The sequence below is a fragment of the Azospirillum agricola genome, assembly GCF_020005195.1.
Lineage (GTDB): Bacteria > Pseudomonadota > Alphaproteobacteria > Azospirillales > Azospirillaceae > Azospirillum > Azospirillum agricola.
In genome coordinates this window covers 1132097-1144332 of the sequence record NZ_JAIFZR010000004.1, presented here as the reverse complement: position 1 = coordinate 1144332, position 12236 = coordinate 1132097, and the positions used below count along the sequence as shown (strand labels likewise).

Here is a 12236-nt window from a genome sequence, read left to right as displayed (position 1 = left end):
TCTACAGGGCGCCCTTGCGCCGGCCGGCTCCGGCCTCCGCCTCCAGCGCCTCCTCGCCCAGCGTGTGCAGGACGGCGCCGGCGGCCAGATTGCGCGCCTCCTCGCCGATCGGCTCTCCCATGGGGCCGGTCGCCGTCGCCTCGCCGGCGAAGCGGACCGTCACCTCGCGGTGGGCGAAGCGGATGCCCTCGCGGCGGAACAGGGCGTGGAGTTCCTGGAACACCCGCTTGCGGATCTCCCACTGGTCGCCGGGCCGCGTCATGAACTTGACGCGCAGGATCATCGCCGAATCCTCCATCTGGATGACGCCCTGCGACTTCAGCGGCTGGAGGAACTTCGGCCCCAACTCCGGGTCGTCGAGCAGCGCCTGTCCCAGCTGCTTGATGTGCTTGCGCACCTTCTCGACGTCGGTGTCGTAGGTGATGCGCAGCGGCAGCTTCATGATCACCCAGTCGCGCGAATAGTTGGTCAACTGGTGGATCTCGCCGAAGGGGACCGTGTGCAGCGGGCCGCGATGGTGGCGGAGCTGCATCGAGCGCACCGAGATCTTCTCCACCGTGCCGCGGATCGACCCGATCTCGATGTACTCGCCCTTGCGGAAGGCGTCGTCGATCAGGAAGAAGGCGCCCGAGAAGATGTCGCGGATCAGCGTCTGCGCCCCGAAGCCGATGGCGATGCCGGCGACGCCCGCCCCGGCGAACAGCGGCGCGATGTTGACGCCGAGATCCATCAGCACGCTGAGCAGCACAGCCCCGACGATCGACAGCAGGATGAAGTTGCGCACCAGCGGCAGCAGCGTCGCCAGCCGGCTGGCCGAGCCGTGGCCGCCGCCTTCGTCTCCGGGAATCGTGCTGGGCGCCGGCCCCTCCTCGGCGATCTTGCGGTCGATCCAGATGCGCACGCCCTGATAGGCGACGTAGCCGATCAGGCAGACCGCCATGATGCCGATGAGGCGGTCGGCCGCGTCGCCGTGCATGCGCGGGATGTTCCACACCGACAGCGTCACCGCGACGCCGGCGGCGGCGGCGAGAATGCCGGCCACCCGCCGGGCCAGCGCCTCGTAGCTGTCGAGGGTGGCGGTGCGCGGGGCGGCTGCGGCCCGCTCCTCCCCGTCCGGCGTTCCGTCCTGGCCGTCGTCCGGGCCGTCTTCCAGCGGTTGCCACAGGATCCGCCGCTGGTGGAACAGCCATTCCGTGGCGTAGGTGACGGCGGCGTAGACCGCGAGAATCGCCCCGGCCACGGCGTAGGCGCCGAGCAGCAGCGGCAGCTCCGTCGGCCAGCCGAGGATGAGGCGGTTGACCAGCGTTCCCCAGGCGTAGGCGAAATAGGCCGCCACCGCCGGAAACCACAGGCGCAGGGTCAGCCGTTCGAGCGGGGCGACCGTCTCGGCCGCACGTCCGGCGAGGAAGGCCCGGTCGACCGTCCGCCGGTTGGCGCGCAGCGCGCCGAGCGTCGCCAGCACGGTCAGCAGGCCGAACAACGCGACCAGCACGGCGTGCGGGTCGTAGGGCATGCCCAGCGCCTCCAGCCAGACGGTGCTGCTCATCAGGGCGACGCCGAAGGCGCCGCTGACGGTCAGGTCGCGCCGCAGCCGGCGGGCGGCGGGCTCCATTCCGCTCCCCTTCGCGGCACCGGGCGGCAGCACCAGCCGCCAGAACAGGGCGATGGCCCAGACCAGCAGATAGCCGACCCCGGCGAGGATGACGGTCTTCTCGGTCATCGGGGTCGGTTCCGGGAGCAGCGCGGTGGCGAGCCCGAATCCGACCAGGGCGGCCAGGATCATGCCCCCCAGCGTCAGCAGCGCGCGCGCCACCAGACGCGGAAAGCGGGCGGCCAGCGCCGAGCCGCCCGGCCTCGGTTCGGCGGGGCGCGGCAGCAGGCGCCGCGCCACCGGCCGCTCATAGAGAAGATGTTGCGCCCCATGGCCGGCCGCCATCAGGGCGATGGATAGGGCGATGGTCAGTAGGAAATGGCGGGGCTCGCCAGTCGGGCTCTGGGCCGTCAGGGTCGCCGCGATGGCCGACGGAATCTCGGGGGTGGCGCGCAGCCGCGTGGCGAGCTTGCCGCGGAAGCCCGCCATCCGGTCGCGGCCCTCGCTGAGCATCATCATCATCATGCCGTTGGCCGTGCCTGGGCCGGCCGTGCTCGGAGCGGGCGTGGCCGGTGCGGGAGCGGGCGCCGTCGGAGCGGCGGGCGGCGTCTGGGCCGGCGCCGCGACCGCCGACAGGAGCGCCAGAAGCAGGGCCAGCGGAGCGGCCCAGCGCCCGATCGGCCACCGGAGACGCAGGGGAAAGGCGCGCGTGGAAGGCGGGGTGATCGGCATGGCGTGGCCTTGCGGGGCGGGCGTTCGACGCCCTCAGAGTAGCGCAGATCGCCGCTCGGGGAACCCGCTCACGGGAATGTGACCGCCAGCGCATCCGGCCCGATTTCCGTCGGTTTGCAAAATAGTTCGAGGTTCCCGCAATTGCCCTTGCGCGGCGTCTGGCATCTGGTATACCGTATCGATAATTCAAAAAGACACAGCAACACGCTGGAACGACAACAAGCGGCGCCGCGGGCGTCGGCGCGCAAAGGGTCGGAAACGCGATGAACCGTGAACGTTTCGCCGTCGAACCGCTGGACCAGGGCATGAGTTTCAAGGCGAAGGCCTACCAGTCCCTGCGCCACGCCATCACCCAGATGAACATCTACGGACAGGCCAACGAGATCCGCCTGGACGAGCGCCGCCTCTGCGAAGCCCTGGGCGTCAGCCGGACGCCGGTGCGCGAAGCCATGGCGCTGCTCGAGCAGGAGGGTTTCATCCGGTCGCAACCGCGCCGGGGCATCTTCGTGGTCCGCAAGAGCAAGGCCGAGCTGGTGGAGATGATCACGGTGTGCGCCGCCCTGGAGGGGATGGCCGCCCGCCTGTTCGTCGAGAACGCCACCGTCGAGAAGCTGGAGGGCGTCCACCACGCCTTCGACAAATACACCAAGGCCGAACTGGCGCAGCACGTCGCCGAATATTCGGACGCCAACATCGTCTTTCACCAGAGCATCGTTCAGGCTTCGGGCTCCACGCTGATCGCGGACCTGACCGACCGCTTCTTCATCCACATGCGGGCGATCCGCCGCGTCACGATGGGCATCGGCGACCGTGCCGACCAGTCCATCCACGAACATCGGGAGATCATCGACGCCCTGGCCAGCCGGGACGCCGACCTCGCCGAACGACGCGTGCGGGAGCACACGCTTGGTCTCGCGCAGTACGTGGAAAAGCACTGCGATTTCCTCGACTGACCGATTTGAACCTTTCAGGAGCTCGGGGAGGAGTTACCCTTATGTCAACTGCGGCTGCAACAATCGTCAAGAATCAAGCCACGGACGCATCCGAAACCGATGCAGCGCAGGCGCTGACGGATGGCTTTCAACTCGTCATCGACGCGCTCAAGCTGAACGGCATCAAGAACCTGTACTCGGTGCCCGGCATCCCCATCTCGGATCTGCTCCGCATGGCCCAGGCCGAGGGGTTGCGCGTCATCTCCTTCCGGCACGAGCAGAACGCCGGCAACGCCGCGGCGATCGCCGGCTTCCTGACCAAGGCGCCGGGCGTCTGCCTGACCGTCTCGGCTCCGGGCTTCCTCAACGGCCTGACCGCGCTGGCCAACGCCACCACCAACTGCTTCCCGATGATCCTCATCAGCGGCTCGTCGGAGCGCGAGATCGTCGATCTCCAGCAGGGCGACTATGAGGAGATGGACCAGCTCGCCATCGCCAAGCCGCTGTGCAAGGCCGCCTTCCGCATCCTGCACGCCCAGGACATCGGCATCGGCGTGGCGCGCGCCATCCGCGCCGCCGTCTCGGGCCGTCCGGGCGGCGTCTATCTCGACCTGCCGGCCAAGCTGTTCGCCCAGGTGATCGACGCCGCCGAGGGCGCCCGCTCGCTGGTCAAGGTCATCGACCCGGCCCCGGCCCAGATCCCGGCGCCCGACGCGGTGACCCGCGCCCTCGATTTGCTGAAGGGCGCCAAGCGTCCGCTGGTCATCTTCGGCAAGGGCGCCGCCTACGCCCAGGCCGACGAGACGGTCCGCGCCTTCGTCGAGACCAGCGGCATCCCGTTCCTGCAAATGAGCATGGCCAAGGGCCTGCTGCCCGACACCCATCCGCAATCGGCCGGCGCCGCCCGCTCGATGGTGCTGAAGGACGCCGACGTCGTCCTGCTGGTCGGCGCCCGCCTGAACTGGCTGCTGTCGCACGGCAAGGGCAAGACCTGGGGCAAGCCCGGCTCGCAGAAGTTCATCCAGATCGACATCGAACCGCGCGAGATGGACAGCAACATCGAGATCGCCGCCCCGCTGGTCGGCGACATCGGCTCCTGCCTCTCGGCCCTGCTCGACGGCATGAAGGGCGGCTGGACCGTCCCGCCGTCCGAATGGACCGACGCGGTGAACGGGCGCAAGGAGGCGAACATCGCCAAGATGGCGCCCAAGCTGATGAAGAACTCCTCGCCGATGGACTTCCACGGCGCGCTGGGTGCCTTGCGCCGCATCGTCAAGGAGCGGCCGGATGCCCTGCTGGTGAACGAGGGCGCCAACACGCTCGACCTCGCCCGCGGCGTCATCGACATGTACCAGCCGCGCAAGCGCCTGGACGTCGGCACCTGGGGCGTGATGGGCATCGGCATGGGCTACGCCGTCGCCGCCGCCGTGGAGAGCGGTAAGCCGGTGCTGGCGATCGAGGGCGACAGCGCCTTCGGCTTCTCCGGCATGGAGGTGGAGACGATCTGCCGCTACAACCTGCCGGTCTGCATCGTCATCTTCAACAACAACGGCATCTACCGCGGCACCGACGTCAACCCGACCGGCGGCGAGGACCCGTCGCCGATGGTGTTCGTCCCCGGCTCCCGCTACGACAAGATGATGGAAGCCTTCGGCGGCGTCGGCGCCCATGTGACCACGCCGGACGAGCTGTACAACGCGGTCAGCGAGGCCATGAACTCCGGCCGGCCGACCCTGGTCAACGCGGTGATCGACCCGGCGGCCGGCACCGAGAGCGGCAACATCGGCAGCCTCAACCCGCAAAGCGCGGTCCGCAAGGGACCGGCTCAATAAGGCAGGGCGGCGAAAAGCCGCCGGACCATCGACCATCACGGGACATTGGGCAGAGGGGGAGAAATACATGGGCAAGGCACTTGAGGGAGTGCGGATTCTCGACTTCACGCATGTGCAGTCGGGGCCGACCTGCACGCAGCTCCTCGCCTGGTTCGGCGCGGACGTCATCAAGGTCGAGCGGCCGGGCGAGGGCGACATCACCCGCAGCCAGCTGCGCGACCTGCCGGACGCCGACAGCCTGTATTTCACCATGCTGAACCACAACAAGCGGTCCATCACCCTCGACACCAAGACGCCCAAGGGCAAGGAGGTGCTGGAGGCGCTGATCCGGACCTGCGACGTGATGGTCGAAAACTTCGCCCCCGGCGTGCTGGAGCGCATGGGCTTCTCCTGGGAACGCATCCAGGAGCTGAACCCGGCGATGATCGTGGCCTCGGTCAAGGGCTTCGGCCCCGGTCCCTACCAGGACTGCAAGGTCTACGAGAACGTCGCCCAGTGCGCCGGCGGGGCGGCCTCCACCACCGGCTTCGACGACGGCCCGCCGATGGTGACGGGCGCCCAGATCGGCGACAGCGGCACCGGCCTGCATCTGGCGCTCGGCATTGTCACGGCGCTCTACCAGCGCAAGACGACCGGCCGGGGCCAGAAGGTGCTGGCGGCCATGCAGGACAGCGTGCTGAACCTCTGCCGGGTCAAGCTGCGCGACCAGCAGCGTCTGGCCCACGGGCCGATGAAGGAGTACCCGCAATACCCGAACGGCGAGTTCGGCGACACGGTGCCGCGCGCCGGCAACGCGTCTGGCGGCGGCCAGCCGGGCTGGATCCTGAAGTGCAAGGGCTGGGAGACCGACCCCAACGCCTACATCTACTTCATCGCCCAGGCCCCGGTGTGGAAGTCGATCTGCACGGTGATCGGCCGCGAGGAGTGGATCACCGATCCCGACTACGCCACCCCGGCCGCCCGCCTGCCGCGCCTGAAGGACATCTTCGCGACGGTCGAGGAGTGGACCGGGACCCTGACCAAGTTCGAGGTCATGGACATCCTGAACAAATACGACATCCCCTGCGGCCCGATCCTGTCGATGAAGGAGATCGCCGAGGACCGCTCGCTCTACGAGACCGGGACGCTGGTCGAGGTCCCGCACCCGACGCGCGGCAGCTACCTGACCGTCGGCAACCCGATCAAGCTCTCCGACAGCCCGACCGAGGTGACGCGCTCCCCGCTGCTGGGCGAGCACACCGACGAGATCCTGCGCGAGGTGCTGGGTTTCGACGACCGCGACATCCTGGACATCCGCGACAGTGGCGCGCTCGGCCTCGTGGAGCGCATGGCGGCGGAGTGACAGCTAAGCATTGCTTGAGCCCTTCTCCCCTTGCGGGGCAGTGCCGGAGGGCGCCAAAGGCGACCGCAAGCACTGCGGGTTGGGATGAGGGGTGTTCCGCCGAAGGCGGAAAAAGAGATGGGGCGTTTCCGGCCGGCTGAAGCCGGCGCCCCCCCACCCCAACCCCTCTCCCACAAGGGGAGAGGGGCTTCCGGCGCCCCTCGCCGTCAAGGGATGGGGCAGCCAATGAGAAGCGCAACCGGCACACCACGGCACTCTGCGGTTTTCAAAGAACATCCCCGACAGGGAAACCAGAGACACCATGAACATCCATGAGTATCAGGCCAAGGAGCTGCTGAAGTCGTACGGCGTCGCCGTGCCGCGCGGCGGTGTGGCCTACACGGCGGAAGAGGCCGAGGCGGTCGCCCGCGAGCTGGGCGGTCCGGTCTGGGTCGTGAAGTCCCAGATCCACGCCGGCGGCCGCGGCGCCGGGCGCTTCCAGGACAACCCCGAGGGCAAGGGCGGCGTCCGCGTCGTCAAGTCCGTCGAGGATGTGGGCAAGAACGCCGGCGAGATGCTGAACCACGTCCTGGTCACCAAGCAGACCGGCCCGGCGGGCAAGGAGGTCAAGCGCCTCTACGTCGAGGAAGGCGCCGACATCAGGCGCGAGCTGTATCTGGGATTGCTGACCGACCGCGCGTCGGGCCGCGTCACCATCATCGCCTCGACCGAAGGCGGCATGGAGATCGAGGAGGTCGCCCACACCACGCCCGAGAAGATCGTCAAGGTCGCCATCGACCCGGCGACCGGCATCCAGGGCTACCACACCCGCAAGATCGCCTTCGCCCTCGGGCTGGAAGGCAAGCAGGTGGGATCCGCCGCCAAGTTCATCGCCGCCGCCTACAAGGCGTTCGTCGATCTGGATTGCGCGATCGTCGAGATCAACCCGCTGATCGTCACCGGAAGCGGCGACATCCTGGCGCTCGACGCCAAGATGAGCTTCGACGACAACGCCTTGTTCCGCCACAAGGACGTGGCCGCCCTGCGCGACGAGGCCGAAGAGGATCCGGCGGAGATCGAGGCGGCCAAGCACGACCTCAACTACGTCAAGCTCGACGGCAACATCGGCTGCATGGTGAACGGCGCCGGCCTGGCGATGGCCACCATGGACATCATCAAGCTGTACGGCGGCGAGCCGGCCAATTTCCTCGACGTCGGCGGCGGCGCCACCAAGGAGCGGGTGACGGCGGCCTTCAAGCTGATCCTGTCCGATCCGAACGTCGAGGGCATCCTGGTGAACATCTTCGGCGGCATCATGCGCTGCGACGTGATCGCCGAGGGCGTCGTCGCCGCCGCCCGCGAGGTGCACCTGCACGTGCCGCTGGTCGTCCGCCTGGAGGGCACCAACGTCACGCTCGGCAAGGAGATCCTCGCCGAGTCCGGCCTGCCCATCGTTTCCGCCGACAATCTGGCCGACGCCGCCGAGAAGATCGTCGCCGCCGTGGTGAAGGAAGCCGCCTGATGGCCGTTCTCGTCAATGCCGACACCAAGGTGATCTGCCAGGGTTTCACCGGAGCCCAGGGCACCTTCCATTCCGAACAGGCCATCGCCTACGGCACCCGCCTCGTCGGCGGCGTCACGCCGGGCAAGGGCGGCTCCACCCATCTCGACCGCCCGATCTTCGACACGGTGGCCGACGCGGTTGAGAGGACCGGCGCCAACGCCTCCGTGATCTACGTGCCGCCGCCCTTCGCGGCCGACGCGATCCTGGAAGCCATCGACGCCGAAATCCCGCTGGTCGTCTGCATCACCGAGGGCATCCCGGTGCTCGACATGGTGCGGGTCAAGCGCGCCCTGAACGGCTCGGCCACCCGCCTGATCGGCCCGAACTGCCCCGGCATCATCACGCCGGACGAGTGCAAGATCGGCATCATGCCCGGCCACATCCACAAGCGCGGCAAGATCGGCATCGTCTCGCGCTCGGGCACGCTGACCTACGAGGCCGTCGCGCAGACCACGGCGGCCGGCCTGGGCCAGACCACCTGCATCGGCATCGGCGGCGACCCGGTCAACGGCACCAACTTCGTCGACAGCCTGGAGCTGTTCGTGAAGGACCCGGAGACCGAGGGCATCATCATGATCGGCGAGATCGGCGGCGACGCCGAGGTCAAGGGCGCCGAGTTCCTCAAGGCGTCGGGCACGAAGAAGCCGGTCGTCGGCTTCATCGCCGGCCGCACCGCCCCTCCGGGCCGCCGCATGGGCCACGCCGGCGCGGTGATCTCCGGCGGCAACGACACCGCCGACTTCAAGATCGACGTCATGAAGTCGGTCGGCATCGCCGTCGCCGACAGCCCCGCTTCGCTTGGCTCGACCATGCTGAAGGCCATGCACGGCTGACCATCGCTTGAGCGACCGGGCGCCGCGAACGGATGCGGCGCCCGCCCCGAAACCAACCAGCCAAACCAACCACAGGCGTGGACCACGCGCCGGATCACCGAGGGAGACGGATATGAAAGCGCAAGCCCAGACGCGGACCGCCCGCCGGATCACCCACGACAATCCGCAGGACGGCGCCGCCGCCATCATCAAGACCGCCGTCGTGAAGAGCGACGATGCCAAGGCCGAACGCGGGCAGGTGGTCCAATCGCTCTGCCGCGCCCTGAACATCCTGACGATCCTGGGCGAGGCCGACAGCCCGCTCAGCCTGACCGAGATCGCCGACGCCGCCGACCTGTCGCCGTCCACGACGCACCGGCTGCTGACGACCCTGCAATACGAGCGCTACGTCCGTTTCGACCAGAGCGCGCGCGGCTGGGTGGTCGGCGTCCAGGCCTACATGACCGGCACCAATTTCCTGAAGACCCGCAACCTCGTCGACGTCGCCCGGCCACGCATGCGCCGCCTGATGGAGGAGAGCAGCGAGGTGGTGAACCTCGCCGTCGAGGAAAACGGGGAAGCCATCTACCTCGCCCGCGTCGGCGGGCCGCGCGTGGCGCAGGCCGCCGTCCCGCAGGCCGACCGCACGCTGCTGCATTGCTCGGCGGTCGGCAAGGCGCTGCTCGCCGGCATGCCGGAGACCAAGGTGCAGGCCATCGTCACCCAGCGTGGCATGCACCAGTTCACCCGCACGACCCTGTCGTCGCTGCCCGCCCTGCACCGTGACCTGTCGCTGATCCGCAACCGTGGCTACGCGCTCGACCAGGAGGAGCGGGTGTCCGGCCTGCGCTGCATCGCCGCCCCGATCTTCGACGAGAACGCCCGCGTGATGGGCGCGCTTTCCGTCTCCGGCTCCAGCCGGCGCATGGAGGAGGCGCGGGTCATCGCGCTCGGCGAGATGGTCAAGCGCGCCGCCGCCGCCGTCACCCTGGAGATCGGCGGGCGTCCGCCGGGCTGATCCCGCCGCCGCGCACGAGTCACATGAATCACACGGACGCCAAGAGCCGGAGGGTCTGAACGGTTCCCATCCGGTGTTTTCCTCCCTGGCGCACTCGGGCCGCGTTCCGCAAGGAATGCGGCCTTTTTTCCGTGTTCCCATTATCATTTTCCAAGTTTCCGTGGGATGGAAAAACATCGCTTTTCCGGTTCATCACCCAGAAAATCGTGAGAATGTGACTTCGGGGAAGGGATTTCCTTTCTCATCGGGCGGATGTGTTGTTTTGCATGTTCGCGCTTCTCTCGGATACTGGCCGCGCCCCTCACCGGGCGCGGTTTTTTTGTCCGCTCGTTTCCGCATGGTAAAATCCCCCTGCTCCCGGCGTGGACGTCGCCGCGCGCCCTCCGCACAGTGTCCGCCGGTTGTTTCGCGGCAAGAGGGACGCATGAGCGACAGCAGAAGCATGATGGCGGTGGAGATCGCCCAGCCCGGCGTGCCGGAGGTGCTGACCCCGGTCCGCCGTCCGATCCCGGTTCCGGCGGCGGGCGAGCTGCGCATCGCCGTCGCGGCGGCCGGCGTCAACCGGCCGGACGTGCTTCAGCGGCTCGGCAAGTACAACCCGCCGCCGGGTGTCAGCGACATCCCCGGCCTGGAGGTCGCCGGCACCGTCGATGCGGTGGGCGAGGGGGTGACGGGCTGGGTGGCCGGCGATCCGGTCTGCGCGCTGCTGGCCGGCGGCGGCTATGCCGAACATTGCACGGCGCCCGCCGCGCAATGCCTGCCGGTGCCGCACGGCCTGTCGATGGCCGAGGCCGCCGCCCTGCCGGAGACGTTCTTCACCGTCTGGTCGAACGTCTTCGAGCGCGGGGGGCTCCAGCCCGGCGAGGCGCTGCTGGTGCATGGCGGCACGTCGGGCATCGGCACCACGGCGATCCAGCTCGGTGCCGCCTTCGGCGCCCGCGTCTTCGCCACCGCGCGCGGGCCCGACAAGGTGCGGGCCTGCCTCGACCTCGGCGCCGAGCGCGCCATCGACTACGGAACGGAGGATTTCGTCGCCGTGGTCAGGGAGGCCACCGGCGGCGCCGGGGTGAACGTTGTGCTGGACATCGTCGGCGGCGACTACGTCGCCCGCAGCATCGACGCGCTGGCGGTCGAGGGACGCTACGTCTGCATCGGCTTCGTGCGCGGAGCCACGGCGACGGTGAACTTCTTCCCCGTCATGACCAAGCGGCTGACCCTGACCGGCTCCACCCTGCGCGCCCGGCCGGTCGCCTACAAGCAAGCGCTGGCCGACCAGCTCCGCGCCAGGGTGTGGCCGCTGCTGGAGGCCGGTCGGGTCAAGCCGGTCGTCCACGAGGTCTTCCCGCTGATCCACGCCGCCGAGGCGCACCGGCTGATGGAAAGCAACCGCCATGTCGGCAAGATCGTGCTGGCGGTCGGCTGGGCGGGGGAGTGAACCCGCCCCGGTCGTTTCGGGGGCCTCGTTTCGGGGTCCTCGTTTCCGGGGCCTCATCTCGTGCCGTTCACCGCGTGATAGCTGCGGATGACCTGGCTGTCGTCCATGCCCCCCTCGCCGCGTCCGGAGGTGGCGAGGAACATCTGGTGGGCGACCGCCGCCAGCGGCAGGGCGGCCTTGGCGTCGCGCCCGGCCTCCAACACGATTCCGAGATCCTTGACGAAGATGTCGACGGCGCTGGTGATCTCGGGATCGGTCTGGAGCATGCGGGGGCCACGGTCCTTCAGCATCCAGCTAGACGCCGCCGAGCCGCCCATGATCTCCAGCAGGATGTCGAGGCGGACGCCGACCTTGGCGGCGAGCGCGAAGGCTTCGGCGACGACGGCGATGTGGACGCCGCAGAGAAGCTGGTTGACGGTCTTCACCGTGGCGCCCTGGCCCGGCCGCTCGCCGACATGGAAGACCTTGTCGCCCATCGCCGCCAGCACCGGGCGCACCCGCTCCACCAGCGCTGCCGGGGCCGCCGCCATGATCGACAGGGATCCGGCGACCGCGCCCACCACGCCGCCGGACACCGGGGCGTCGACGAAGCGGCGGCCCGACGCCTCGACCCGCGCCGCCAGGGACTCCACCGCGCCCGGCGGGCAGGTCGCCATCAGGATCACCGCCGCGCCTTCCGGCAGGGCCGCCAGGGCGCCGTCGGCGAACAGGGCCTGCTCGGCCTGGGCGGCGTTCACCACCATCAGCACCAGCGCGTCGGCACCGGCCGCCGCCGCCGCCGCCGTGGCGGCCGGCCGGGCGCCTTCCGCCGCCAGGGCGGCGACGCTCGCGGCCCGCACGTCGAAGCCCTGCACGTCGAAGCCCTTGGCCAGCAGGTTGCGCGCCATGGGCATCCCCATGGAACCGAGTCCGATGAATCCGACAATCGTCATTGTCCGGGTGTCCTTGGAATGGGAAGGGGGCTTGGGACGGGAGCTTGGGACGGGAGCGGGGAGCGCC

The 12236-nt window shown here is 69.1% G+C and carries 9 protein-coding genes; 7 read left to right on the top strand and 2 right to left on the bottom strand.

What is annotated here, in order from left to right; all coding sequences use genetic code 11:
* Position 1: 1 nt before the first annotated feature.
* Positions 2-2323, bottom strand: coding sequence for a mechanosensitive ion channel family protein (locus JN22_RS13695; RefSeq protein ID WP_085554427.1), 2322 nt, complete (start codon positions 2321-2323; stop codon positions 2-4).
* A 263-nt stretch (positions 2324-2586) separates the two neighbouring features.
* Here JN22_RS13695 and JN22_RS13690 point away from each other — a divergent pair, with 263 nt between their 5' ends.
* The 7 genes from JN22_RS13690 to JN22_RS13660 all read left to right on the top strand — a co-directional run bounded on the left by JN22_RS13690 (position 2587) and on the right by JN22_RS13660 (position 11237).
* Positions 2587-3276, top strand: a complete 690-nt coding sequence (locus JN22_RS13690; RefSeq protein ID WP_085554426.1) for a GntR family transcriptional regulator — start codon at positions 2587-2589, stop codon at positions 3274-3276.
* A 41-nt stretch (positions 3277-3317) separates the two neighbouring features.
* Positions 3318-5087 carry an oxalyl-CoA decarboxylase gene (oxc, locus tag JN22_RS13685; RefSeq protein ID WP_085554425.1) on the top strand — a complete coding sequence of 590 codons (1770 nt, stop codon included), beginning with the start codon at positions 3318-3320 and terminating at the stop codon, positions 5085-5087.
* A 67-nt stretch (positions 5088-5154) separates the two neighbouring features.
* The gene (gene frc / locus JN22_RS13680; protein ID WP_085554424.1) at positions 5155-6429 is read left to right on the top strand and encodes a formyl-CoA transferase; all 1275 of its coding nucleotides are present in this window, start codon (positions 5155-5157) and stop codon (positions 6427-6429) included.
* 301 nt (positions 6430-6730) lie between these two features.
* Complete coding sequence (sucC, locus tag JN22_RS13675) at positions 6731-7930, top strand: ADP-forming succinate--CoA ligase subunit beta (RefSeq protein ID WP_085554423.1); 1200 nt, start codon at positions 6731-6733, stop codon at positions 7928-7930.
* Positions 7930-8805, top strand: a complete 876-nt coding sequence (gene sucD, locus JN22_RS13670; RefSeq protein ID WP_085554422.1) for a succinate--CoA ligase subunit alpha — start codon at positions 7930-7932, stop codon at positions 8803-8805. Before sucC ends, sucD begins: the two co-directional genes overlap by 1 nt.
* Positions 8806-8917: 112 nt before the next feature.
* A complete protein-coding gene (locus JN22_RS13665; protein ID WP_085554421.1) occupies positions 8918-9802 on the top strand; it encodes an IclR family transcriptional regulator in 885 nt (294 codons plus the stop codon).
* 424 nt (positions 9803-10226) lie between these two features.
* On the top strand, positions 10227-11237 hold the full coding sequence (locus JN22_RS13660; protein ID WP_085554420.1) for an NAD(P)H-quinone oxidoreductase: 1011 nt from the start codon (positions 10227-10229) through the stop codon (positions 11235-11237).
* Between the two features lie 53 nt (positions 11238-11290).
* Here the strand turns inward: JN22_RS13660 and JN22_RS13655 are convergent, their stop codons facing one another.
* Positions 11291-12169 carry an NAD(P)-dependent oxidoreductase gene (locus JN22_RS13655; RefSeq protein WP_085554419.1) on the bottom strand — a complete coding sequence of 293 codons (879 nt, stop codon included), beginning with the start codon at positions 12167-12169 and terminating at the stop codon, positions 11291-11293.
* Positions 12170-12236 lie beyond the last annotated feature (67 nt).

What these genes read in the sequence shown, in the direction of transcription:
- JN22_RS13695 (WP_085554427.1), bottom strand. Translation starts at nt 2,323, where the DNA reads ATGCCGATCACCCCGCCTTCCACGCGCGCCTTTCCCCTGCGTCTCCGG.
- sucD (WP_085554422.1), top strand. Translation starts at nt 7,930, where the DNA reads ATGGCCGTTCTCGTCAATGCCGACACCAAGGTGATCTGCCAGGGTTTC.
- JN22_RS13655 (WP_085554419.1), bottom strand. Translation starts at nt 12,169, where the DNA reads ATGACGATTGTCGGATTCATCGGACTCGGTTCCATGGGGATGCCCATG.
- JN22_RS13665 (WP_085554421.1), top strand. Translation starts at nt 8,918, where the DNA reads ATGAAAGCGCAAGCCCAGACGCGGACCGCCCGCCGGATCACCCACGAC.
- JN22_RS13660 (WP_085554420.1), top strand. Translation starts at nt 10,227, where the DNA reads ATGAGCGACAGCAGAAGCATGATGGCGGTGGAGATCGCCCAGCCCGGC.
- oxc (WP_085554425.1), top strand. Translation starts at nt 3,318, where the DNA reads ATGTCAACTGCGGCTGCAACAATCGTCAAGAATCAAGCCACGGACGCA.
- frc (WP_085554424.1), top strand. Translation starts at nt 5,155, where the DNA reads ATGGGCAAGGCACTTGAGGGAGTGCGGATTCTCGACTTCACGCATGTG.
- JN22_RS13690 (WP_085554426.1), top strand. Translation starts at nt 2,587, where the DNA reads ATGAACCGTGAACGTTTCGCCGTCGAACCGCTGGACCAGGGCATGAGT.
- sucC (WP_085554423.1), top strand. Translation starts at nt 6,731, where the DNA reads ATGAACATCCATGAGTATCAGGCCAAGGAGCTGCTGAAGTCGTACGGC.